The organism is Pseudomonas sp. RA_15y_Pfl2_54, from assembly GCF_963971015.1.
In the GTDB taxonomy this organism is placed as follows: Bacteria; Pseudomonadota; Gammaproteobacteria; order Pseudomonadales; family Pseudomonadaceae; genus Aquipseudomonas; species Aquipseudomonas baetica_A.
In genome coordinates, this window is the sequence record NZ_CAXAPN010000014.1 from 108518 (window position 1) to 132840 (window position 24323).

22 protein-coding genes and 1 pseudogene are annotated in these 24323 nt (G+C 60.8%); 8 read left to right on the plus strand and 15 right to left on the minus strand.

Going from position 1 to position 24323, the window contains the following annotated elements:
• Positions 1-333 precede the first annotated feature (333 nt).
• Positions 334-585 (plus strand): outer membrane lipoprotei OprI, encoded by a 252-nt coding sequence (gene oprI, locus AACY50_RS12545; protein WP_002553018.1) that lies wholly within the window; start codon positions 334-336, stop codon positions 583-585.
• A 124-nt stretch (positions 586-709) separates the two neighbouring features.
• On the opposite strand, the gene AACY50_RS12550 is transcribed toward oprI, so the two are convergent.
• The 3 genes from AACY50_RS12550 to AACY50_RS12560 all read right to left on the minus strand — a co-directional run bounded on the left by AACY50_RS12550 (position 710) and on the right by AACY50_RS12560 (position 2773).
• Positions 710-1681 carry a L,D-transpeptidase family protein gene (locus AACY50_RS12550; RefSeq protein WP_339431182.1) on the minus strand — a complete coding sequence of 324 codons (972 nt, stop codon included), beginning with the start codon at positions 1679-1681 and terminating at the stop codon, positions 710-712.
• Positions 1682-1816: 135 nt separating this feature from the next.
• Entirely contained in the window at positions 1817-2110 is a 294-nt protein-coding gene (locus AACY50_RS12555) for a hypothetical protein (RefSeq protein ID WP_007955656.1), read from the minus strand.
• A 57-nt stretch (positions 2111-2167) separates the two neighbouring features.
• Entirely contained in the window at positions 2168-2773 is a 606-nt protein-coding gene (locus AACY50_RS12560; protein ID WP_339431181.1) for an arylesterase, read from the minus strand.
• A 10-nt stretch (positions 2774-2783) separates the two neighbouring features.
• Between AACY50_RS12560 and AACY50_RS12565 the strand changes: the two genes are divergently transcribed.
• The 3 genes from AACY50_RS12565 to greB are packed head-to-tail and all read left to right on the plus strand — an operon-like array spanning position 2784 to position 6503.
• Entirely contained in the window at positions 2784-3467 is a 684-nt protein-coding gene (locus tag AACY50_RS12565; protein ID WP_339431180.1) for an ABC transporter ATP-binding protein, read from the plus strand.
• A complete protein-coding gene (locus AACY50_RS12570; RefSeq protein WP_339538623.1) occupies positions 3467-5971 on the plus strand; it encodes an ABC transporter permease in 2505 nt (834 codons plus the stop codon). Before AACY50_RS12565 ends, AACY50_RS12570 begins: the two co-directional genes overlap by 1 nt.
• Before the next feature lie 34 nt (positions 5972-6005).
• Positions 6006-6503: a transcription elongation factor GreB gene (gene greB, locus AACY50_RS12575; protein WP_339431178.1), complete on the plus strand. Its 498-nt coding sequence runs from the start codon at positions 6006-6008 to the stop codon at positions 6501-6503.
• 5 nt (positions 6504-6508) lie between these two features.
• On the opposite strand, the gene AACY50_RS12580 is transcribed toward greB, so the two are convergent.
• The 3 genes from AACY50_RS12580 to AACY50_RS12590 all read right to left on the minus strand — a co-directional run bounded on the left by AACY50_RS12580 (position 6509) and on the right by AACY50_RS12590 (position 9030).
• A complete protein-coding gene (locus AACY50_RS12580) occupies positions 6509-6817 on the minus strand; it encodes a class I SAM-dependent methyltransferase (protein WP_339495512.1) in 309 nt (102 codons plus the stop codon).
• A 248-nt stretch (positions 6818-7065) separates the two neighbouring features.
• Complete coding sequence (locus AACY50_RS12585; protein WP_221729222.1) at positions 7066-7500, minus strand: DoxX family protein; 435 nt, start codon at positions 7498-7500, stop codon at positions 7066-7068.
• Between the two features lie 108 nt (positions 7501-7608).
• On the minus strand, positions 7609-9030 hold the full coding sequence (locus tag AACY50_RS12590) for a transglycosylase SLT domain-containing protein (protein ID WP_339431176.1): 1422 nt from the start codon (positions 9028-9030) through the stop codon (positions 7609-7611).
• 236 nt (positions 9031-9266) lie between these two features.
• Between AACY50_RS12590 and AACY50_RS12595 the strand changes: the two genes are divergently transcribed.
• The 3 genes and pseudogenes from AACY50_RS12595 to AACY50_RS12605 all read left to right on the plus strand — a co-directional run.
• Entirely contained in the window at positions 9267-10073 is an 807-nt protein-coding gene (locus tag AACY50_RS12595; protein WP_339431175.1) for a TatD family hydrolase, read from the plus strand.
• Positions 10074-10271: 198 nt separating this feature from the next.
• Positions 10272-11753, plus strand: coding sequence for a methyl-accepting chemotaxis protein (locus AACY50_RS12600; protein WP_339538624.1), 1482 nt, complete (start codon positions 10272-10274; stop codon positions 11751-11753).
• 213 nt (positions 11754-11966) lie between these two features.
• Positions 11967-12197, plus strand: a pseudogene (locus AACY50_RS12605) (terminase); the annotation flags it as partial.
• A gap of 19 nt (positions 12198-12216) precedes the next feature.
• On the opposite strand, the gene AACY50_RS12610 reads toward AACY50_RS12605, so the two are convergent.
• The 3 genes from AACY50_RS12610 to AACY50_RS12620 form a co-directional block, all read right to left on the minus strand.
• Positions 12217-13011, minus strand: a complete 795-nt coding sequence (locus AACY50_RS12610; protein ID WP_339538625.1) for an acyl-CoA thioesterase — start codon at positions 13009-13011, stop codon at positions 12217-12219.
• Positions 13012-13158: 147 nt separating this feature from the next.
• Positions 13159-13923: a CHAD domain-containing protein gene (locus AACY50_RS12615; RefSeq protein WP_339431172.1), complete on the minus strand. Its 765-nt coding sequence runs from the start codon at positions 13921-13923 to the stop codon at positions 13159-13161.
• Positions 13924-14002: 79 nt separating this feature from the next.
• On the minus strand, positions 14003-14287 hold the full coding sequence (locus AACY50_RS12620) for a hypothetical protein (protein WP_339538626.1): 285 nt from the start codon (positions 14285-14287) through the stop codon (positions 14003-14005).
• A 216-nt stretch (positions 14288-14503) separates the two neighbouring features.
• Here AACY50_RS12620 and AACY50_RS12625 point away from each other — a divergent pair, with 216 nt between their 5' ends.
• Entirely contained in the window at positions 14504-15541 is a 1038-nt protein-coding gene (locus tag AACY50_RS12625; RefSeq protein ID WP_339431171.1) for a patatin-like phospholipase family protein, read from the plus strand.
• Positions 15542-15624: 83 nt separating this feature from the next.
• Here the strand turns inward: AACY50_RS12625 and AACY50_RS12630 are convergent, their stop codons facing one another.
• The 6 genes from AACY50_RS12630 to kdpA all read right to left on the minus strand — a co-directional run bounded on the left by AACY50_RS12630 (position 15625) and on the right by kdpA (position 24319).
• Positions 15625-16215 carry an Ig-like domain-containing protein gene (locus AACY50_RS12630; RefSeq protein ID WP_339538627.1) on the minus strand — a complete coding sequence of 197 codons (591 nt, stop codon included), beginning with the start codon at positions 16213-16215 and terminating at the stop codon, positions 15625-15627.
• A gap of 162 nt (positions 16216-16377) precedes the next feature.
• Entirely contained in the window at positions 16378-17094 is a 717-nt protein-coding gene (locus AACY50_RS12635; protein ID WP_339538628.1) for a response regulator, read from the minus strand.
• A 48-nt stretch (positions 17095-17142) separates the two neighbouring features.
• Entirely contained in the window at positions 17143-19794 is a 2652-nt protein-coding gene (locus AACY50_RS12640) for a sensor histidine kinase KdpD (protein WP_339464814.1), read from the minus strand.
• 71 nt (positions 19795-19865) lie between these two features.
• Complete coding sequence (gene kdpC / locus AACY50_RS12645) at positions 19866-20411, minus strand: potassium-transporting ATPase subunit KdpC (protein WP_339431167.1); 546 nt, start codon at positions 20409-20411, stop codon at positions 19866-19868.
• A gap of 130 nt (positions 20412-20541) precedes the next feature.
• Positions 20542-22599, minus strand: coding sequence for a potassium-transporting ATPase subunit KdpB (gene kdpB, locus AACY50_RS12650; protein WP_339464815.1), 2058 nt, complete (start codon positions 22597-22599; stop codon positions 20542-20544).
• A gap of 10 nt (positions 22600-22609) precedes the next feature.
• Entirely contained in the window at positions 22610-24319 is a 1710-nt protein-coding gene (gene kdpA / locus AACY50_RS12655; protein ID WP_339538629.1) for a potassium-transporting ATPase subunit KdpA, read from the minus strand.
• Between the last annotated feature and the right edge of the window lie 4 nt (positions 24320-24323).

Genomic DNA, 24323 nt, shown 5'->3' on the forward strand with positions numbered 1-24323 from the left:
CCTCAACATGAACAAAGATAAGCGAAGCAGCACGCAGAATCGGAACAAGAGTATGGACGAATTCATCTAGAAAGACTTTAGACAACTCTGCAAAAACAGCACATGACAACGGGAACTTTTTCTCATTGACTCGCTCAGCGCGGGGCCTGTAGCTGGATGTTTTTTATACAGGGCAGTTAAAAGTTGCTCGAAAAAGAATCAGCGCCTACAATTTTTTTTGCTTCTTGCGCTACGTCAGTTTACTTACTACAAGTAATGGGTAGTATGTACGCCGGCTATTTCCTCAATCCGAGGAGACAGCCACTTAATTGAAAGTCCTTGAAGGGGAACACGATGAACAACGTTCTGAAATTCTCTGCTCTGGCTCTGGCCGCAGTTCTGGCTACCGGTTGCAGCAGCGTATCGAAAGAAACCGAAGCACGTCTGACCGCTACTGAAGACGCAGCTGCTCGCTCCCAGGCTCGTGCAGACGAAGCTTACCGTAAAGCTGATGAAGCTCTGGCTGCTGCTCAAAAAGCACAACAGACTGCTGACGAAGCTAACGAGCGCGCTCTGCGCATGCTCGACAAGGCTAGCCGCAAGTAATAGTCCTTCGGGATTATTATCAAGCCGACCCATTTTTTGGGTCGGCTTTTTTATTGCCGGTACTTTTGTCCTGGCAATAAAAAACCCGTCGATGCCTCAAGGCTCGACGGGTTCGGATCCGACCTTACTGCAGCGGGTCGATCGGCGTGTTCGAAACAATCGGCGCCGACGTGTTTGGCGTACCGATTTCGGTTGGCAGACCATCCTCGGCCGCTACCACATCACGCACCACATCCCAGTTCACGCGCAGGTTGTTAGTAATGTCATCACGCTTGAGCATCGCGTTGATCACCGCTGTGTGCTTGTCGACCACCGACGGATCGCCCTTGTCGTCGATCGGCGTGTGCGCCTCAAGGTAAACCTTGCCGCCACTGCTCCCGAACTTGTAGGCCTCATTGAGGATACGCACCGAGGTACCGACCGGCACCATGCTGGCCATCTCGAGCACGTTATTGTTGAACATGCGGAAACAGCCGTGACTGGTACGCATGCCGATGCCGAATTTCTTGTTCGATCCGTGGATCAGATAGCCCGGCGTGCCGAGGGTGAATTTGAAAGGTCCCAGCGGGTTGTCCGGACCGGCCGGCACCACGTTGGGCAGCGGATCACCATCAGCAGCGTGTTCAGCCTTGATCGAGGCTGGAGGCGTCCAGGTCGGGTTCGGCGTCTTGGCAATGATCGATGTGTGCGCGATTGGCGAACCCCAGCCCTCACGACCGATCCCCAGCGGGAACGTGTACACCACGTTCCGGCCTTTCGGGTAATAGTAGAGACGGTATTCGGCCAGATTGATGACAATGCCTTCACGCGGACCCGGCGGCAGAATGAAACGGGTTGGCAGAACGATCTCGGTGCCGGCGCCGGGCAACCAGGCATCGACACCCGGGTTGGCCGCGAGCATTTCCGAATAGCCCAGATCGTAGGCGGTGCCCAGATCAGCGAAAGTGTCTTCGTACTTGGCTTTGATCACCTGCACCTGACCAATGATGTCTTCACCAGGCGGTGGCAGGGGAAACTCCAATGCAGCAACGGGACCGGCCACACACAGGGCGGCAAGAGACAGGCAGCGGGCGACGGCAGGAAAGCGCGGCAACATCCGGAACATCCTTCGCATGATCAACAAGGGTATGAGCGCGCGATTGTACACCGCACCTCGGGAATTCGGGGAGCCACAAGACCTGCGGCGAGGAGGCTGGCTCTCAAGACGCGGTCAACCTATTGACTCAAGATTTTAGAGTTCGAAGCGCAACTCAGGCCAGATCGGTGAGGTGCCGCGCTTCTGCGACTCCAGAATCGCCCGGCACAGCGAGCACAGGCGCTGATCCTGAAACACCCGACGATCTACGCTCGACCAGCGCGGCTGCGCCGGTAGCAGGCTGCCACACAGGGTCCGATCCGCAGAACCACCGAGTTCCAGTTGACGGGTCACCAGATGCACCCGCACTTCCTGGCAGGCGAACAGATCCAGCTGTTCGTCAGGCTCGATCAGTTGGTAGGCAAAAAGAGACCAGGCAGAACGTGGCATTGGGGGCTCCGAATAAGGGGGCGCCACATTAGCCGAAAGCCTGCCGCTAGAAAAGCCTCATAACAACGGTTTTAGCGTAGGCCAGACATTTTCCAGCAACTTGCCCTGAGCCCCGACTGCCGGGTGCAAACCATCAGCCTGCATCAAGTCTGGATGACCGCCCACGCCGTCGAGGAAAAACGGTACCAGCGGGATCTTTTTTGCGTCGGCGAGTTTGCCGTACACCTGGGCAAAAGCGTCGGTGTAACGCTTGCCATAATTGGGCGGCAGTTGCATGCCGAGCAACAGCACCTTGGCACCGCTCTGGCGGGAGCTGTCGATCATCGAAGCAAGATTTTGTTGCAATTGAATTGGCGGCATTCCGCGCAAGCCATCGTTGCCACCCAGTTCGAGGATCACCAGGTCGGGCTTATGCTCTGCAAGCAGCGCGGGCAGCCGCGCCTGGCCTCCGGCACTGGTGTCACCACTGATGGAGGCATTCACTACTTTGTCGTCGAAACCCTCCTGTTTGAGCCGTTGCTCGAGCAACGAGACCCATCCCAAGCGGGTATCCAGCCCGAAACCGGCGCTGATACTATCCCCAACGATCAGGACAGTACCCGCCGCTGCGTTCTGGGCCATGCACATCAAGGCCAGGCCAGCACTCAAAAACCACACACGCATCGGATTCTCCATGGGCGCAAGCATTCTCACCGCGAAGAACCTCAGCAAAGTGGTTCCCAGCGCGGAAGGTGAACTGACTATCCTGCACGAACTCAGCCTGGAACTGAACAAGGGCGACAGCCTGGCCATCGTCGGCGCGTCCGGTTCCGGCAAATCCACCCTCCTCGGCCTGCTTGCCGGTCTCGATTTACCGAGCCGCGGCGAAGTCACCCTCGCCGGCCAGAGTCTGGGTAATCTCGACGAAGACCAGCGCGCTCGGGTGCGTGCCGAACATGTGGGTTTCGTCTTTCAATCGTTTCAATTGCTCGACAGTCTCAACGCGCTGGAAAACGTCATGCTGCCGCTTGAGCTTGATGGCCGTAAAGACGCCCGCGAGCGCGCCACTGAATTGCTGCAACGGGTCGGCCTCGGCCAGCGTCTGACTCACTCGCCGCGCCAGCTCTCGGGCGGCGAACAACAGCGCGTGGCGATTGCCCGAGCCTTTGCCGCCGAGCCTGACGTGCTGTTCGCTGACGAACCCACCGGCAACCTCGACAGCCACACCGGCGAGCGCATCAGCGATTTGCTGTTCGAATTGAACAAGGAGCGCGGCACCACACTGGTGCTGGTGACCCACGACGAACGCCTGGCCCATCGATGCCGGCGCCTGATCCGACTTGAAGCCGGGCTGTTGGTCGCCCCTCTGGAGCCTTGATGGCACGCCTGCCGCTGTTGCGTCTGTTGAGTCTCGCCATCCGTCAACTCATGCGCGATGCCCGCGCCGGAGAACTGCGGGTGTTGTTCTTCGCCTTGGTGGTCGCCGTAGCGGCAAGTACCGCCATCGGCTATTTCGGTGCCCGCCTCAATGGCGCCATGATGCTGCGCGCTACCGAGTTTCTCGGCGCCGACCTGGTACTGGAAGGCAGCTCACCGGCCCGTCAGGAACAAATCAGAATCGGCACCGAATTACGCCTTGATCACGCGCAGGTCGTGGAATTTTCCAGTGTCATCGCGACCGACAACGGCATTCAGTTGTCGAGCATCAAAGCGGTAGACCGCGCCTATCCATTACGCGGTGAACTGAAAAGCGCCCCGGCCCCCTTCGCAACTGAAGAGCCCGGAGGCGAACCCCAGCCCGGCGAAGCCTGGGTCGAGTCACGCCTGCTGACCGCGCTGGACCTGAAGATCGGCGACAGCATCGACGTCGGCATGAAGCCCCTGAAGCTGACACGGGTACTGACTTACGAACCGGACAGAGCCGGTAACTTTTATAGCCTGACGCCACGCGTGCTGATCAACCTCGACGATCTCGCCGCGACCGGCGTGGTGCAGCCCGGCAGCCGAGTGAGCTATCGCGAATTGTGGCGCGGCGAACCGCAAGCACTGCAAACCTATCGACAACTGATCAAGCCAGGGCTGGCAGCGAATCAGCGGATTCAAGATGCCCGCGACGGCAATCGGCAGATTGGCGGCGCGCTGGGCAAGGCCGAGCGCTATCTGAACATGGCCAGCCTGGTCGCGGTGCTGCTGGCTGGCGTGGCGGTGGCGTTGTCGGCAAACCGTTTTGCCAGTCGCCGTTTCGATGCCAGTGCATTACTGCGCTGCCTCGGCTTGTCGCGACGGGAAACCATGTTGCTGTTCAGTATTCAACTGACGGCACTTGGGCTGTTCGCCGCCCTCAGTGGTGCGTTACTCGGTTGGCTGGCGCAACTGGGCTTGTTCGCGCTGTTGCATGATCTGCTGCCGAGTGATGTTCCGCCAGGTGGCCTGTTTCCGGCCCTTGCCGGGATCGCGACCGGGCTGGTGGCACTGGCCGGGTTCGCGCTGCCGCCACTGGCGGCGTTGGGACGAGTGCCGCCGTTGCGAGTCTTGCGCCGCGACATGCTCCCGATCCCGTCGAGCACCTGGATGGTCTATGGCGCGGCGCTCGGCGCGCTGGGCCTGATCATGTGGCGCCTGAGCCTTGATCTGTTGCTGACGTTTGCCTTGCTCGGCGGTGGCGTGGTCGCCGCATTGGTGTTGGGTGGCTTGCTTCTGTTGTTGCTCAAAAGCCTGCGGCGCATGCTCGCCCGTGCTTCTTTGCCGTGGCGTCTGGGCCTGGGTCAATTGCTGCGTCATCCGCTCGCAGCAGCCGGCCAATCGCTGGCATTCGGGCTGATCCTGCTGTCCATGGCCTTGATCGCCCTGCTGCGCGGCGAACTGCTCGACACCTGGCAAAATCAACTGCCGAAAAATGCCCCCAACTATTTTGCCCTGAATATTTTGCCAGCCGACAAACAGGCCTTTACCGATCACCTGATCAACGTGTCAGCGCAAGCGGCGCCGCTGTATCCGGTGGTGCCGGGGCGCCTGATCAGCATCAATGGCGAAGCGGTGCAGCAGATCGTCAGCAAGGACTCTGCTGGCGACCGCGCCATTCAACGCGACTTGAGCCTGACCTGGGCCGCCGACTTGCCGCCCGGCAATAAGCTCACCGCCGGGTCGTGGTGGACTGAACAGCCCACTGACGATGTTCCCGGGGTGTCGGTGGAAGGCAAGGTCGCCGAGAGCCTCAAGCTCAAACTCGGCGATCACATGGTGTTCAGCGTTGGCGGGGTCAATCGAGAAGCGAAGGTCACCAGCCTGCGCGAGATCAACTGGGACAATTTCCAGCCGAACTTCTTCATGATCTTCCAGCCCGGCACATTGAAGGATCTGCCGGCGACCTACCTGACCAGCTTCTATCTGGCGCCTGGACACGACCAGCAGATCGTCGATCTGTCGCGGGCCTTCCCGGCTGTGACCATTCTTCAGGTCGAAGCCCTGCTCGAACAACTGCGCAGCATTCTCGCCCAGGTCACGCTGGCTGTGGAGTACGTGTTGTTGTTTGTGTTGGCGGCGGGAATGGCAGTGCTGTTTTCCGGGTTGCAGGCAACGCTGGATGAGCGTATTCGCCAAGGTGCATTGCTAAGAGCACTGGGCGCGGAGCGGCAGTTGCTGATCAAGGCACGTCGCATTGAGTTCGGTTTGCTCGGCGCGGTCAGCGGACTGCTCGCGGCCATTGGTTCGGAAGCGGTGAGCCTGGTGCTGTATCGATACGCCTTCGATCTGCCGTGGCATCCGCACCCGTGGCTGCTGGTGCTACCGCTGATTGGCGCGGCGCTGATCGGGGGCGCGGGCGTCTTCGGTACACGTCGGGCACTCAACGCAAGTCCGCTGACAGTGTTGAGCGAGGGTTGATAGACTCCAGCCGTCTAACTCACAAGAAATTGCCATGAGCCGTTATCGCCCTCCCCGTACCGCCGGCACCGCGCTGATCACACCCGAAGGTGAAGCGCGGATGCGCGCTGAATTCCATGAACTGTGGCATGTGCGCCGTCCACAGGTCACGCAGTCGGTCAGCGAGGCGGCGGCTCAGGGTGATCGCTCGGAGAACGCTGAATACACCTACGGCAAAAAGATGCTGCGCGAGATCGACAGCCGTGTGCGCTTCCTCACCAAACGGCTGGAAGCGTTGAAGGTTGTCAGCGAAAAGCCCAGCGACCCGAACAAGGTCTACTTCGGCGCTTGGGTAACCATCGAAGACGAAGACGGCAAGCCATCGCGCTACCGCATCGTCGGCCCGGATGAACTGGATTTGAAACTGGGCCTGATCAGCATCGACTCGCCGCTGGCCCGCGCCCTGATCGGCAAGGCGCTCGACGCAGAAGTGCGGGTACAGACACCGACTGGCGAACAGTTCGTGTACATCGTGGCCATCGACTACCCCTGAAAACCCTAGCGACGGGTAATCAAGCCTTGCCGTGCGACGCGGACCAGTTGCGCGATCATGTGCGGCACGTCTTCCTGGCTCGGCACCTGAATCACGGCCAGATCAAAACTGTCAGTGGCAAACCGTGCCAGCGACTCGCCGTCCTCGACAAACTGGATCAGGAACGCGGCGGGGCCGCCGCTGCGACGTGGCCAGCCATCGAGATAACGCAACAGCGTCGGCTGATGTTTGCCGCCAAGCAGGATTTTTGGATTGCGTTGGGTGATATGTGCCGTGATCGGCGCGGGACGTGCTGGAGGGCGTAGTGCATTCATCGTGTCGTGTCTCTGCCTCAAAAGTCTGCGTGGCAGGTGAGAGGCAACACCGAACCAGCGCTTTAGCGGTATTTCGAAGCCCTGTTCCGGCTTCTGACGGCAACTGTTGTAGTCACCTGGCGCCCCGCAAGTAGCTGTTTAAATCGGCGCATGAGCAGCATCCTAGAGAACGTGACCGATCAGTGTCAAGAATCAGCCGCAACAAAAAAGGCTCGCACAATGCGAGCCTTAGGCGTGAGTCAGAGCGCTCAACCGGCGATGGCGCGATCCACCGAGAGCTTGCCAGCACCTTCGATCAGAACGGCAAGGCTGCCACCGAGCAACGCCAGAGCGAACTCGTAACCGTTGTTGGCCATGAACAGACCGTTGCTGATGTGCACGGTGAAGATCGCAACCAGCGACAGGAACGTCAGGCCCAGCGCCGCCGGACGAACCAGCAGGCCGATGATCAAGGCCAGACCGGCGAAGAACTCGGTACCGCCGGCCAGCGTGGCCATCACATACCCAGGCGTCAGACCCAGGCTTTCCATGTACTGCGCAGTGCCAGCCAGACCGTAACCGCCGAACAGACCGAAGAGTTTCTGCGAGCCGTGGGCAGCGAAGATCACGCCGACAGCGATGCGCAGAAGGGTCAAGCCGTAGCCTGCGCGGGTGAACAGAACCTTATTGATCAGAGAGCTCATGGGGCATTCCTTGTTTTGCGAGAAGTGTGTGTGGATTGGCCGCTATATTAATCAGTAAATTCTATGTTAAAAGCGCAAATATTTCGCCATAACAATCGATTTATTAGATTATTTGCGTGAGACAACTTTCGGCCCACCGGGCTCCAATGATTCCCGCTCCCGGTCGAAGGCCAAGTAATACTTGTTCACGCTATTAACATAGCTGACCGGCCCCATTCCCACCTGCTCCATGGCAATGCGCTCGACCTGGAAGAACCACTGATCAGGATTTAGCCCCCGCCGCCGGGCCTCGGCACGCATACCCTGGACCCGCTCCGGCCCGATGTTGTAAGCCGCCAGCGTGAACGCCATGCGCTCGCGCTCATTGAGCTTGGGGCTGGCGAAGAACTTGCGGCGGATCATCGCCAGGTATTTGGCCCCAGCCTGCACATTCGCATCGAGATTCTGAATATTGTTCACACCGACCCGCCGCGCTGCGGACGGGGTGATCTGCATCAGCCCGGTCGGGCCACTGCCGCTGCGGGCACTGGGCTGCAAGCGCGACTCTTTGAATGCCAACGCTGCCAGGTTCAGCCAGTCCATGTTCTGCGCCGTGGCATGCTTTTGCAGCACGGGGCGCAGTTTCTCCAGACGCTGACGGTCGGCCTTGGCCAATGGATAGTGGACTTTATACAGACGGCGATAGATGCGCAGAAACGCTACATCTTCGTTCGACGGCTTCTTGTAACCGCTGAGGAAGCGATCAATGCTCGCCCGCAGCATCGATGCATCCCGGCGCACGAACCAGTATTCCTCGCCGGGATCGCCGATCCTCAGTTGCCGCTCAACACGCAGCTTGGGCAGGATCTTGCCCCAGCGCTCGGCAATCGGTTGCTCGACGATGGTCAGGTGAAAGATGCCGCCCTGGACCATTTCCAGTACATCCTCGACCGCCAGTGTCGGATCGACCCATTCAATCTTGATCGGCGCCAGCTTATGCAGCGCCAGCTTCTGATTGAGTTGGCTGACCGCTTCCCCGGCCGCACTGCCGGTGGGCAAGGCGAGGGTTTTGCCGGCGAGTTGCTCAAGCCTGGTGTAGCGCCGCTCGCCCTTGATGCCGACCAGCACCAGCGGCACGTCGCTGGCTATCGGCTCACTGCTGGCGACCGCACGGCCGGCTTGCAAATCAAGCAATTCACCGGGCGCCACCAGATCACCCTCACCGCGCTGCAAGGCACCGAGCAGTTGATCCTTGGCTTTGGGAATGATCTTGAGGGTGATTTCCTGGCCGTCACGCGCATGGCCGTTGAGGTATTGCTCGAAGGCGCGCAGGCGATGGTATTCGACGCCGATGGCCTGCCCCTGGACTTCGCCGGAGCTGTTACGACTCTGGTTGACCAGCACCCGCAGCACGCGACTGCCGCGAATCTCGGACAAGTCACGCACCTTGGCGGCCGGCACGGCTTGCAGCGGCCCGGGCAGGCGCGCTACCGCCGCCATCGGCAGCAGTAACGATCCACACAACAGCAGCAAAACCGAGGGACGAATCATCCACTCTCCGGAAAGAATACGGGGCGATTTCACCGCTGAGAGGTCAAAATCGCCGACGAAAACAGAGCGCCAGGAGCGCTGGCAAAGTGCGAGAGAGTGGCACAGTAGTGGCCACCATACCAACACAAGCCGTCTAGCGGCCTCAACAGACAGTCATAAGCCGTTGTAGTTCTTGGCTTTTATGATGAATCTACAGCTCTGGTATGCTTTCCGGCCTTCGGCCCGAGGTAGCAACCATGCAACTCATCGATATCGGCGTCAACCTGACCAACCCAAGTTTCGCCGACAAACACCAGGCCGTACTCGACCGCGCCTACACCGCCGGGGTCAGCCAACTGGTGCTGACCGGCACCAGTGTCGAGGGGAGCGAACAGGCACTGGAACTGTGCCAGCAACTGGATGACAGTGGGCAACGGCTGTTTGCAACGGCCGGGATTCACCCGCACTCAGCCAGTGACTGGAATGCCGACAGCGCCCGGCGCCTGCGCAGCCTGCTCAAAGAAGCCAACGTGGTCGCCGTGGGCGAATGCGGACTGGATTTCAACCGCGATTTCTCACCGCGCACCCAACAGGAAAAAGTCCTCGAGGAACATCTGGCAATGGCCGTTGAGCTGCAATTGCCGGTGTTCCTGCATGAGCGCGACGCCAGTGTGCGCCTGCTGGAGATACTCAAGGACTTCCGCGATCAACTTCCTGCGGCCGTGGTGCATTGCTTTACCGGCGAGCAGAAGGCGTTGTACAGCTACCTCGATCTGGATCTGCATATTGGCATCACGGGCTGGATTTGCGACGAGCGCCGGGGCACGCACTTGCATCCATTAGTCAAAGAGATCAAGCGCGGCCGGCTGATGCTGGAAAGCGATGCGCCTTACTTGTTACCGCGCACCCTGCGCCCGAAACCGAAGAATGGCCGCAATGAACCGGCGTACCTGACCGAAGTGCTGCGCGAAGTGGCGTTGCACCGGGGTGAAACCGAGGAAGACCTCGCCGCGCACTCGACCGCTTGTGCCCGGGCATTCTTCAACCTCCCCTCCCTCCCCTGACACACACAACAACCATTGTGGGAGCGGGCTTGCTCGCGAGAGCGCTGAGTCAGATAAATAAATAGCGACTGACACAACGCTTTTGCGAGCACAGCCGGACAGCATCGGCTGTTGACACACATCAAGATTTCCAGAGCTGCATAGCGGCACAATGCTGGCACCTTGCCAATGCTGTTTCCGCTATCAGAGAAAACCTCCATGGGTGCCTGGCTTAGCAATATCTCGCTGAAATACAAATTCTGGGCGGTCAACGCGGTCGCCTTCGTCACCACCCTGTTGCTGGTGTTGTACGCCGTACAGCTCGAACAACAGGCCCGCAGTCTCGCGTTACAAGCGTCGGCGCAAGCCCAGGCGCACTTGCTCAAGGCCTGGCCGGCCGGGCAGGTGCTGCCCCAGGCCGATCAAGTGCTGACCTTCAAACGCGGGGAGGCGCCACGCCTCCACGATCAACCGCTGCTGGAGATCACCGACAACAACGGCTGGAACGAGATCAACCACCTGCCACTGTTCGGCGACAACCCGCTGATGGGCGCCGAAGTGTTCAGCCGTGCCGACGGCCAGCAAGTAGCAGTCATCGCCTACGGCCCAAGCCTGAAGCAAGTGTTCGGCGAGCGCTTCGCCAACTATGCCGTGGCGGTGTTCATCCTGATGCTGGCGATGCTCGGCGCTTCGCAGTTGTTGATCCGCTTCCTGCTCAGCCAGCTCAACACGTTGAAAGACGTGATGTTGCACGTTGAAAAAAGCGGCGATCTTTCAGCCCGTGTACCGCTGGCCGGAAAGGATGAGGTCGGGCAGATGGCCAACGCGTTCAACGCGATGCAGGCCGGTTATCAGCGCGTCGTCACCACCGTTGCCAACACTGCGCAGCAACTGGATGTCGGCGCTGCGCGTCTGGCGTCGAGCATGAACGAAGTGCGCCACGGCATGCTCGGCCAGCAAAGCGAAACCGATCAGGCGGCCACCGCGATCAACGAGATGACTGCCACGGTTTATCACATCGCCCAGCACGCCGGTGCCACTCGCGATCTGTCGCAGACCGCCGACGGCCTGGCTGGTAGCGGTCAGCAAGTGGTTGCACGGGTGCAGCATTCGATTGCCGGCCTGTCCAGCGGTGTACAACAGACCGCCGAGATGATCCAGCGCCTGGCCGAGGACAGTCAAAAGATCAACGGCGTGGTCAGCGTGATTCACAGCATCGCCGAGCAAACCAATTTGCTGGCGCTCAACGCCGCCATTGAGGCTGCACGGGCCGGCGAAATGGGCCGTGGTTTTGCCGTGGTGGCCGATGAAGTTCGCAACCTCGCCAAACGGGTGCAGACCTCGACCGACGAGATCACCACCATGGTTTGCGCTTTGCAGGCCGGCACGCGCGATGCGGTGGATTTCATGCAGGAGAGTTCGTACAAGGCCGACGACTGTGTGCAGCAAGCGCAGGAGGCTGGCGAAGCACTGGCGCATATCACCGGCGCAGTGGCACAAATGCGTGAAAGCAATACGCAGATCGCCGTGGCGGCAGAGCAACAGAGCCAAGTGGCCGAGGACATGAATCGCGCGGTGGTGAGTATCCGTGATGTGACCGAAAACACCGTGCAGCAGACCGTGGATTCAGCGACGACCAGTAATGAGCTGGCGAAACTGGCTGGAGAGCTGAGCAAGGCGATTGGGCAGTTGAAACTCTGAGGGCCTCTTCGCGAGCAAGCTCGCTTCCACATTGGACTTGTGAACGACACAGCTCCCTGCGGGAGCGGGTTTGCTCGCGAAGGCGTCAGATCGGCCAACATCGCATCCCGGCGTCGTCCCTATCGCGTCCATAGCCAAGCTTGATTCGCCGACCTTCCCACTCCGGCCTATGCTTCAACCCATGTGTTCAACATGGATCGAGGAGTAGTCAACATGGGCAAACGTCATCCCAACCTTCCCGCGTGGCAATGGCGCGTGTACCCGACCAATCAGCAGCAATCGACCCACCAGGCGCTGCAACTGATTGCCGTACCTTTGTTTATCGTTGCGTTTCTTTTGATCGTGTCCGGGGTGTTCAGCTTGAGCCTGGCCAACGTGGCCATTGGCGTGGTTGGCGTCGTTGCGGCACTGGGTTTGCAGCGCCGTCACCACAACCTGGAGGCGTAAGCCCGCGTTGCGGGCTTCAGGCAAAAATCGTGACGGTCTGGCGGCTCATCGCGATCAGTTCCCCTTCAGCACTCCAGAGCTTGGCGGCGGCATGCCCGTAACCGTCGGCGGCGTACTCGGTTTCCACCCGATATTTGCACCAGTCCAGCGTGCTTACATCGCGCAACGGCTGCACGAATTCGACGGTCCAGGTCAGCGTACTGCCCGCCGCCACTTTCTTCAGGTGCGGTAACAATGACGGCGGCCATGCGTCCACCAGCGCCAGAATGTGCGATTCAGTGACAGGTTCGTCCTTCACATCGCCACGCAAACGCACCCAACCGCCCATGTCTCGCGATGTATTGCCCGTGAATGGCAGGCCACCGACACTCCAGCGCATCGCCAGGTGGCGCATGAACTCAGGGGTCACACCTTTGATGTACGGCAGTTCCTGGCAGTCGTCCAAAGGCTTCATCTCGGGGGCAGGAAGGGCTGGCACGGCCACTTCCGACGCTCGCGAGGCGCCGAAGCTGCCTTGCACCAGCGTCACCACCTGACCGTTCTGCATGGCCCGGCCCAACACCTGGCTGACGGCTTTGCCTTCACGCAGCACATCGACTTGAAAAGTCACCGGGACTTCGGGCTCGACCGGACCGACAAACGTGATCGCCAGCGAACGCACCGGGCGATCGGCAGGCACCTTCGCGCGCATGGCTTCGTATTGCAGCGCAGCCACCAGGCCACCGAAACTGGCGCGGCCCTGTGCCCATTCGGCAGGGATGGTCAGTTCCGGTTCGCGGCGGACCGCTTCGAGCAAATCGCAAAAGCGCATGGCAACCTCAGAAAACGAAAAGTGAATGCAGGGATCTTAACCAGCCAGGCAGAGCGCCGCAGCGTCTATTCCGGTCAAATAGACTGACATCTCGGACAGGATGAAGCCCGCCCACACAGTGACAGTGGATGCAGGCAGGTTTGAGGATTATTTGAAGCAGGTTGAACTGAGTTTTTCGAGTACGCGATCGGCCTTGCTCTCGGCTTTGATCATGGTCGCCCGCCACGTCGCGACGCAGGGCTGCAGATCCGCTTCCTGTTCGGCTTTTGCCAGCCACTGCCAGCAATCGTGCCAATCGCCCAAGGCGCCTTGCGCCGACTTCAAGCGCGCCAGCGCCGCTTGCGGCAAACGGTCCAGTTCAGGGTAGGCCTCGATGCCATAACGCACACGCTTGATCAGCAAGCGCAGGCGATGACGGTCGTGGGCCGGATCGTGCAGCGCCTCATCGAGTTTTTTCCATTGCTTGCCGAGGCGTTTTTCGATGCGTTTTTCCAGCCCCTTGAGCAACCCCTGACGCTGGGACGCACGCAGAAAACGCGGGAACGCGTCGAGAATCATCAACAGCGAAGCCACCTCGCTGCTCGCCGCCAGCGTCGGATAGGCCTCGGCCATCTTTGCCATGCGCCGTTGCGCGGCTTCGGGTTGATCGTGCTGGAGCAAGTACGCCGCCAGCACCTCACGGTCACGCCACGGCGTGGTCAATTGACCGACGGCCGAAGCGGCGCCCTCAAGTTGCTCCACACCCGGCAAGCCACGCAAGGGCCGCAACAGACTGCGCAAGCGGCGCACCGTCGTGCGCAAATCGTGCAACGCCTCGGGGTCGGTCCGGGCAGTCAACCGCGCCTGACAGGCCAGCAGTCGCACTTCCAGGCTCAGAACATGGGCCACCAACCGGTCAACCAACGCTGACATCACTTGCTCCTGATTCAAATGGCTCGGGGGAAGCGTCTGCCGACATGGCAAAACCGCCTCCCTGCGCTATGTCAGCAGCTTAGCGTCCGGCACGGGATTCGCGAATATAGAAACGCGCCTTCTCGGCTTTCTTGCTGCAACCCTCGAAACCCTCGAATTGTTGCTGGGTCTTGGCGGCTGTCAGGAGCGACAAGGCTTTGGAATAACTGACGGTACCGGCAAAGCCTTCAGCCTTGGCCAGGTCCAGCTCATGCCAAGCGGTGTCGAGTTGGCTGCCGCAACTGTCGCGGTAAGCGGTTTTACCGGCGCAACCGGCCAATGCCAATGCCAATGCAATCAACGGCACACAGATCCAGGCTTTCATCACTCACACCTCAAGGTTAGGTCAACAGTCGTGCAGTTAAGACGGTCAGGCCGCGAAAAAGTGCCTGACCTGCATATGAAACCGCGCGGGTAAAGAGAATAGCGCCAGAGGAACACGCCGCCGCAAAAAACGACGCTCCCGGCGCCCTGAACGACCCTGGCGATTGAGCCGCCCGCTCGATAAGTGCATTGTGGCCCCTTGTCGGGAGGAAGTTTGATGAAAAAGCGTGTCGCACTCGTGCTGGGCTCCGGTGGTGCCCGGGGCTATGCCCATATCGGCGTCATTGAAGAAATCGAAAAGCGCGGCTACGAAATCGCCTGCATTGCTGGATGTTCGATGGGGGCCGTGGTCGGCGGTATCTACGCCGCCGGCAAACTCGACGAATATCGCAACTGGATCGAAAGGCTGGATTACCTCGACGTGCTGCGGCTCGTGGATGTGAGTTTTCGCCTGGGAGCGATTCGTGGCGAGAAAGTCTTCGGCCAGATCCGCAAGATCGTCGGCGAAATCAACATTGAAGACCTGCGCATCCCCTACACCGCCGTCGCCGCCGACCTCACCAATCAACAGGAAATCTGGTTCCAGGAAGGCTGCCTGCACCAGGCCATGCGCGCCTCAGCGGCGATTCCCAGCCTGTTCACTCCAGTGATGCAGGGCAACCGCATGCTGGTGGATGGCGGGATTCTCAATCCGCTGCCGATCGTGCCGGTGGTGTCCAGCCACTGTGATCTGATCATCGCGGTCAATCTCAACTCGACCAACCAGGGGCATTACAAACTGCCGGTGATCCAGCGTCCGCCGGCGTTTCGCTCGCGCTTCGACAGTTTGATCAGTTCGCTGGGTTCGAAGATGCCGTTCCGTCGCACCCAGGCCGAACAATTACTGCGCCTGGAACAGGAAGCCCTGAGGGCCGAAGCGGCGGACATCAATCCGTGGCTCGAAGGTGCCGAACCCGAAGCCCAACAACCCGCTGCCGCGCCCGAACGCGAAGGCGCACCGAAATCCGCAACTGGCTCGTTCATCATCGATAACGTCGGACCGGCATCATTGCTGGACTTGATCAACCAGAGCTTCGAGGTGATGCAGACCTCGCTGGCGCAGTACAAGATCGCCGGGTACCCACCGGATATCCTGATCAACGTACCGAAGCGGGTTTGCCGGTTTTTCGAGTTCTACAAAGCGCCGGAGTTGATCGCACTGGGCAGAGAAATTGCTCGGGATACGCTGGATCGATATGACAGCGAGCAGGGATGAGCGCACCGACGCAGCTGCAATGCATGGTTCAGGGGCCTGGTTACCAGCTCCCTGAACAGCGTTCACTCACCGAAAGCAAACCGTTACAGGTTTCTGCCCAGGGAATCAAAAACATGACCCGTGTCATTTGTCTGCTCGACACCGGTTTTCATGTTTTTCGTGTACACATTGTTCCCCGTTTCAATGGGATATGGAGGCGCAGGCTCTGGCGTATCAGCAGATCCCGTCGTCGACCAGAACTGTCCATCGTTCAACGGCCACGCATAGCCAAAGCGCTGATAAAGAATCCTCAACTCATAAATATCTGCCAACCTGACTCTTTCGCGGTTCGCATCGCTTTGTAAGTTGCTCAATCGCCCTGCGCCAAAAGAGAAATAGCGATAACCGTTAGGAATGCTCAATACGTAGCTTTTCTCCTGCCCTGTCGCATCTGAAGCCGTCACTCTGACCTGACCCGAACTGAGTGCGGTGACAAGCCCCTGATCATCAACATGTGCAATGCGTGGATCGCTAACCTTGTAGGTGTACGGTTCTTTGCCGCCGGTAGGCTTGCGCTGAAAAATCGTATCCGGAGATGCTTGAGGCATCAAACCAGAATGAGCCTGCAAAGAATGAGCTGATCCTGTTATGGAAGCATCAGATTCATCCATTTCAAATTTTTTTAGGCCGTCCATAGGTGCTCCGCTTTACGCTGATTGAGTTCATCACCGATTCGCACACTGTTTGAGTGTGGCGAGTTCGACAAGAAGAACCTACAACCGGCAATGGACAATTGGCACCTGATAGAAATGACAGTCCCGATGAATGGCATAGGGGAGAATACGCTCAGCTTTTACTCAGCAACCTTCACTAGCAATTGAGCCCTCCAGCTCCAGCAACCGATAACCCACCCCCGCCTCCGTCACAATAAACCGCGGCCGCGTCGGATCATCTGCCAGTTTCTGGCGTAAATGCCCAACGACAATCCGCAGATAATGACTGTCCTCGGTATGCGTCGGCCCCCAGATGTCCTTGAGCAATTGCTGCTGGGTGATCACCCGCCCCGGATGCCGCGCCAGTTGCGCCAGCACTGCGTATTCCTTGCGGGTCAGCGCCACTTCGACGCCGTCGAGCAATACGCGCCGGTAGGCCAGATCCACCGTCAGCGGGCCGAAACTCAGCGCGGCCTGCTGCACCTCTCCCGCTGGCGCCTGACGCAACAATGCACGCACCCGGGCGAGAAACTCCTGAATGCCGAACGGCTTGGTCACGTAGTCATTGGCGCCACCATCCAGCGCCTGGACTTTCTGCCCTTCACTGGCGCGCACCGACAGCACCAGCACCGGCGTCGTCGCCCACTCACGAAACTCGCACAGCACTTGCTGGCCGTCCATGTCCGGCAGGCCGAGGTCGAGCACCAGCAGATCGGGTTTGTTCAGCGCCGCCTGCGCCAACCCCTCGGCGCCGGTGCCGGCCTCCAGCACTTTGTAGCCTTGGGAAGCCAGGCTGATGCGCAGGAATTTGCGGATCTGCGGTTCGTCGTCGATGACCAAAATGGTCGCGGTCTGGCTCATGAATTCACATCAACACAAAGGATTGGCAAGAGAGTAGCGCAGTCGGATTCAGGCTTCACTGTCCATCCCCGGTTGCGTCTGCAACGGCAGGTGCAAGGTGATGCAGGTGCCGCGTCCGTCGATACCGTCGGCAACGCTGATGCGCCCGCCGTGAGCGCCGACCATGCCCTGACAAATCGCCAACCCCAGACCGGTGCCCTGCCCGCCCCGATCACCGCGGGCGGCGGTGTAGAACATGTCGAAAATCTTCGCCCGCTCGTCTTCGGGAATACCCGGCCCTTCATCGCTGACCGAGAAGAAAATCTCGTCGTCATTCGCTCCCGCACTCAGTTGCAAGCGACCGTGGCTTGGCGAGAACCGTGCGGCGTTTTCCAGCACATTGACCAGTGCCTGCTCGATCAGCGCGGCATGCACAAACAGCAGCGGCAACTCGGACGGCACATCGGTGCTGACCTGCAACGGCGCCAGCACGGCGCGCAGACGATTGAGCGAACTGCCGACGATGTCGGCCGGCGACACCCAATCCCGCGCCAGCTTCAACGCACCGTGGCCGAGGCGGGTCATGTCCAGCAGGTTCTGGATGTAGCGGTCGAGGCGTTCGGCTTCATCGCGGGTGCCTTCGAGCAGTTCGCGGCGATCCTCCAGCGGGATCGCTTCGCCCAGTGCCAGCAGGCTGTCGATGCTGCCGCGCATGGACGTCAGCGGCGTGCGCAGGTCGTGGGACACCGAGGCCAGCAAGGCACTGCGCAATTGTTCGGTTTCGCCGTGCAAGCGCGCCGCTTCAAGATCATCGGCCAATTGCGCCCGGGCCAACGCTTGCGCCAGCGGTTGACTCAACGCCGTCAGCAAGCGCCGCCGCTGCCCGCTCAACGTTTGGCCTTCTTTGGCACAGACACCGAGCAACGCCAAGGGGCCGTCCTCGACGGAAAGCGGCCACCACCACCAACGCCCGAGCGGCAGGGTGCCGGTGCCCATGCCGGCCGGTTGATCGTGCTGCCAGGCCCAATCGGCGGCAGCGCGTTCGGACTCGGTCAATTCGAGCGGGGCGCCGGTTTCGACTGTCCAGCCGCCCTGCCCGTCGCGATTGAGCAGGCACAGTTGCAAATCGCTCCAGCCATTGAGGTGCTGCGCGGCGGCGTTAACCACCGCTTGGCGATCGGTGGCGGCGGTCAGTTTGCGCGACAGGTCGAGCAGCTCGCTGGTCTCTTCCTGCGTGTCGCGCAACGCCTGCAACTGTCGACGCTGACGCGCCGCGAGGTTGCCGGTGAGCGCCGCCATCAGCAGGAAGAACAGCAACGTCAGCACGTCTTCTTCACGCTGAATACTGAAAGAAAAATTCGGCGGGATGAATAGAAAGTCATAGGTCAGAAACGACAGCGCCGCACAGGCCAGCGCCGGGCCAAGGCTGCTGCGCACTGCCACCAACAACACCGCCGCGAGGAACACCAGCGAGATGTTCGGCAGCGCCAACACACTCGACACCGCCCACGCCAAGGCACTGGCCAACACCGTCGCCAACAGCGCCAGCGCATAGTCGAACCAGACCCATGTCGGCGCTGATCGCAAGCGTGGTTGATGCTGTTGCTGATCGCTGTCGAGGACGTTGATTTCCAGGCCAGGGGCCTGACGCAACAACCGTGCGGCCAGCCCTCCCCCGAATAAACGACGACGCAGACGCGGGCGGGACTGGCCAACCAGCAACAGACTCGCACGCCGTTCGGCGGCATGCTGGATCAGGGTTTTCGCCACCTCACCGGCACGCAGCAACACCACTTCACCGCCCAGACGTTCGGCCAATTGCTGAGCACTTTGCAGGCGCAAGCGCGATTGCTCGTCGCGCACACCGCCGTTGTCGATGTGCACCAGACTCCACGGCAGATGCCGACGTTGCGCAACCCGACTGGCATGACGCACCAAGCGTTCGGCTTGCGTATCGCCATCGACGCCCACCAGCAAACGACCGCGAACCGCCGGGGCGGCCTGGCCGAGTTGGCGATAGCCTTGGGCAAGATCGTTATCGACTTGCGCCGCCGCGGTTTGCATGGCCAATTCGCGCAACGCGGTGAGGTTGGTCTGGGTGAAAAAGGCATCGATGGCGGCCCGCGCCTGCTCCGGCACGTAGACCTTGCCTTCGCGCAGACGCTCGAGCAACTCACGCGGCGGCAAGTCGATCAGCAGCAGTTCGTAGGCCTCTTGCAGTACCCAGTCCGGCAGGGTTTCACGCACCTGCACGCCGGTGATGCCGCGCACTTGATCGTTGAGGCTTTCCAGGTGCTGGACGTTGACCGTGGTGAACACGTCGATGCCGGCGGCGAGCAGTTCCTGGATGTCTTGCCAGCGTTTGGTATGACGGCTGCCGGGGGCGTTGCTGTGGGCCAGTTCATCGACCAGCACCAGTTTCGGTTTGGCCGCAAGCAGGCCATCGAGGTCCATTTCTTCGAGCATCACGCCACGGTATTCCGAGCGCACCAACGGTTGCTGCGGCAGGCCGCCGAGCAGCGCTTCGGTTTCAGCGCGACCGTGGGTCTCGACGACACCGGCAATGACTTTCACGCCTTGGCGCAGTTGGGTGTGGGCGGCCTGGAGCATGGCGTAGGTCTTGCCAACGCCGGGGGCGGCGCCGAGGAAAACCTTGAGCCGGCCACGGCCGTCGCGGGGCAGGTCTGCTAACAGCGCGTCGGCGCGGCCGGAGTCGCTCATGCTTGATCTCTTCAGTCAGATGTTTATGTGTTGCCAGTTGTGGCCTGCTCGCGAATGGCCGCGCCGCCGGTTCAGAGTTTTTCCAGCGCCATGTTCAGTTCCAGCACGTTCACCACCGGCGGCCCCACCAGCGGCTGTTCGATGTGCGCATCGAGCAGTTGCTGCACGGTCACTACCGGCAGGTTGCGGGCTGCCGCGACACGCGCCAGTTGATAGGCAATTGCCGCCGGTGGCAAGTGCGGATCGAGGCCGCTGCCGGAGGTGGTCAGCAGCGCCAGCGGCACCGGGCCTTGCCCTGGAACTTGCAGTTTGTTGGCGTCGTCGATCACCCGCGTGGCCAGCGCCGGATTGCTCGGCGCGAGGTTGCTGGCGCTGCTGGACACGGTCGCAAACGCGCCCGCCGAAGGACGTGGATGGAACCAGGCATCACCGACGAAATCCTGGGCGATCAGTGACGAGCCGCGCACCTTGCCATCGGCATCGTGCACCAGACTGCCGTTGGCCTGATCGGGGAAGGCAACGTGCGCGACACCGGTCACCACCAGTGGATAGGCAACGCCAGTGACCAGGGTCATCAGCACCAGCAGGCTCAGGGCCGGACGTATCATTGTGGACATTTCAAATTCCTCGAATTCAAACAGCAGATACCGCGTTAAGTCAGGTGGAACACGTTGACCTCATCGCCAGCGGGCGGGCTCCCACAGGGAATGCATCGCATAGGCGGGAGCCTGCCTGCTGGCCAAGGGGTCAAACCAGATGCAGCGCCGTCAACAGCATGTCGATGGCTTTGATCGCCACGAACGGCACCACAATCCCGCCCAATCCATAGATCAACAGATTGCGCCGCAGCAACGCCGCCGCACTCGCCGCCTGCACGCGAACGCCACGCAAGGCCAGCGGAATCAGCACCACAATGATCAAGGCGTTAAACACAATGGCCGACAGAATCGCGCTCTGCGGACTGGTCAGGTGCATGATGTTCAGCACGCCCAGTTGCGGGTAGATCGAGGCGAACAGCGCCGGCAGGATCGCGAAGTACTTGGCCACGTCATTGGCGATGGAAAAGGTCGTCAGCGCACCGCGTGTCACCAGCAATTCCTTGCCGATCTGCACCACGTCCAAGAGCTTGGTCGGGTCGCTGTCGAGATCGACCATGTTGGCTGCTTCGCGTGCGGCTTGCGTGCCGTCGTTCATCGCCATGCCGACGTCAGCCTGGGCCAGCGCCGGGGCGTCGTTGGCGCCGTCGCCGCACATCGCGACCAGACGACCGTCGTTCTGCTCAAGGCGGATACGTGCGAGTTTCTTCTCCGGGGTGGCTTCGGCGAGCACGTCATCAACGCCCGCTTCAGCGGCGATGGCCGCAGCGGTCAACGGGTTGTCACCGGTGACCATCACCGTGCGAATCCCCAGTTTGCGCAACTCGGCAAAGCGCTCGCGAATGCCTGGCTTGACCACGTCCTTGAGATGAATCGCGCCAAGCAATTTGCCGTCGACACAGACCAGCAACGGCGTGCCGCCGCTCTGGGCGATCCTGTCGATTTCCCGCGACAGGGCCGGGGCCAGATCGGCGCGTGGTTGCCCGAGGAAACTCAGCAGCGAATCGACCGCACCTTTGCGATACACGCGGCCCTGATAATCGACACCGGACAAGCGGGTTTCGGCGCTGAACGGCACGGCGGTCAGGGTTTCCGGCGCCGGCTCAGGCTGCGGATGCAGACCACGCAGGTACTCAACGATGGACTTGCCTTCGGCGGTTTCGTCCGCCAGCGAGGCAAACAAAGCGCCCTCAGCCAGATCGCGAGCACTGACGCCTGGCGCTGCATACACCGCGCTGCAACGACGGTTACCGAAGGTGATGGTGCCGGTCTTGTCGAGCAGCAGCACATGCACATCGCCTGCCGCTTCGACTGCACGGCCAGACTTGGCGATCACGTTCAACCGCACCAGACGATCCATCCCGGCGATACCGATGGCCGAGAGCAAACCGCCGATGGTGGTCGGAATCAATGTGACCAGCAGCGCCACCAGGAACACCAGTGGCAGGCTGCCGTGGGCGAAGTGAGCGAACGGCTGCAGGGTCACCACCACCAACAGGAAGATCAGGGTGAGGCCGATCAGCAGGATGTCCAACGCCACTTCGTTCGGCGTCTTCTGGCGCTTGGCGCCTTCGACCAGTGCGATCATGCGGTCGAGGGTCGATTCACCGGGGTTGGCGGTGATCTCCACCAGCAGCCAGTCGGACACCAGGCGAGTGTTGCCGGTGACGGCTGAGCGGTCGCCGCCGGACTCGCGAATCACCGGGGCCGATTCACCGGTAATTGCCGCTTCGTTGACCGCGGCGATCCCTTCGATGACTTCGCCGTCGCCGGGGATCATCTCCCCCGCATCGACGCGCACCACATCGCCTTTGCGCAGGCTGGTGGCCGGGACGACCTGAAAGCTGCCATCGGCCTGTTTGCGCCGGGCGCTGAGGCCTTCGCTGCCGGCCTTGAGGCTGTCGGCGCGGGCCTTGCCGCGACCTTCAGCCAAGGCTTCGGCGAAGTTGGCGAACAGCACGGTGAACCACAGCCACAGGGCGATCTGCGCGGCAACGAAGGTCGGCACCTGACTGTCTGGAATGAAGCACAGCACGGTGGTGAAAATGGCGGTCAGTTCGACCACCAGCATCACCGGCGAACGCGCCAACTGCCGAGGGTCGAGCTTGACGAAAGCTTGCACCAGCGCCGGGCGCCACAGGGCCGAGATCGCGGTTTTCGCTTGTTCCGGTGCTTTGACGGCAACGGGTTTGATTGCGGGCATATTCATCATTGACTCCTCAGCTCCCTATACCAAAGGCAGCCATGCTCAAATGTTCGGCGATTGGGCCCAATGCGAGGGTCGGCAAGAAGGTCAGGCCGCCCACCAGCAAAATGGTCACGGTCAACAGGGTCACGAACAGCGGGCCATGAGTCGGGAAGCTGTTCTGGCTAATCGGTGCGGTCTTCTTCATCGCCAGGCTGCCAGCCAGTGCCAGCACCGGGAGGATGTAACCGAAGCGGCCGAGCAACATGCCAAAGCCCAGCATCAGGTTGTGATACGGGGTGTTGGCACCGAAGCCTGCGAACGCCGAACCGTTGTTCGCGCTGGCCGAGGTGTAGGCGTAGAGCAACTGGCTGAAACCGTGTGGCCCCGGGTTCGTCACTGCGGCCACCGGACCTGGCAGGCTCGCGGCAATCGCACCGAGCACGAGCACGCCAATCGGCATCACCAGCAACGTGACCACCAACAACTGCACTTCGCGCGCCTGGAGTTTCTTGCCCAGGTATTCCGGCGTGCGCCCGATCATCAGGCCGGCGAGGAACACCGCGATCAGCACGTTGAGCAACATGCCGTAGAGACCCGCACCGACACCGCCGAAGATCACTTCGCCGACCATCATGTTGACCAGCGCAACCATGCCGCTGAGCGGACTGAGGCTGTCATGCATACCGTTGACCGAACCGTTGGACGCGGCGGTGGTGGTTACCGACCACAGCACCGTGGCGGTGGTGCCAAAGCGCGCTTCCTTGCCTTCCAGTGGTGCGGTCTGTTCGACGGCGACGTTGTTCAGCGCAGGATTGGGTTGGTACTCGGCCCACAGCGAAGTCGCGCCGCCGATCAGAAACAGAGCGAGCATGCAGGCGATGATCGCGCGGCTCTGACGCAGGTCTTTGACGTAGTGGCCGAAGGTAAAGACCAGCGCTGCCGGAATCAAAATGATCGAAGACACCTCGAACAAGTTGCTCCAGGCGCTCGGGTTCTCGAACGGGTGCGCCGAGTTGACGCCGAAGAAACCGCCACCGTTGGTGCCCAGTTGCTTGATCGCAATCTGGCTGGCGGCCGGGCCGAGCGGGATCACTTGATCAACGCCCTGCATCGTCACCGCATTCACATAATGCGCGAAGGTCTGCGGCACGCCCTGCCAGACCAGAAACAGTGCCAGCAGCAGGCACAGCGGCAGCAGGCCGTAGAGGGTGGCGCGGGTCATGTCGACCCAGAAGTTGCCGAGGGTTTTCGCCGACTTGCGACCGATACCACGGCACAGCGCCACCAGCACGGCCAGGCCGGTCGCGGCGCTGACGAAGTTCTGCACGGTCAGGCCAACCATCTGACTCAGGTAGCTCAGAGACGCTTCGCCGCTGTAGGACTGCCAGTTGGTATTGGTCATGAAACTGACCGCGGTGTTGAACGCTTGCGTCCATTCCATGCCCGGCAGGTTCTGCGGGTTCAGCGGCAGATGATCCTGGAACAACAGGAGCGAGAACAGCACAAGGAAACCGGCCAGGTTGAACGCCAGCAGCGCCAGCGCGTACTTCTGCCAGCTCTGTTCATCCTGCGGATCGACCCCGGCCACGCGAAAACAGCCGCGCTCGACCGGGCCAAGAATCGGCGTCAACCAGGTGCGCTGGCCTTCCATCACTTTGTAGTAGAAGCGCCCGAGAAACGGCGCCGGCAGCAAGACCACCGCGAAAAACGCGAGGATCAGCCAATAGTCATAACTGTGCATAGCC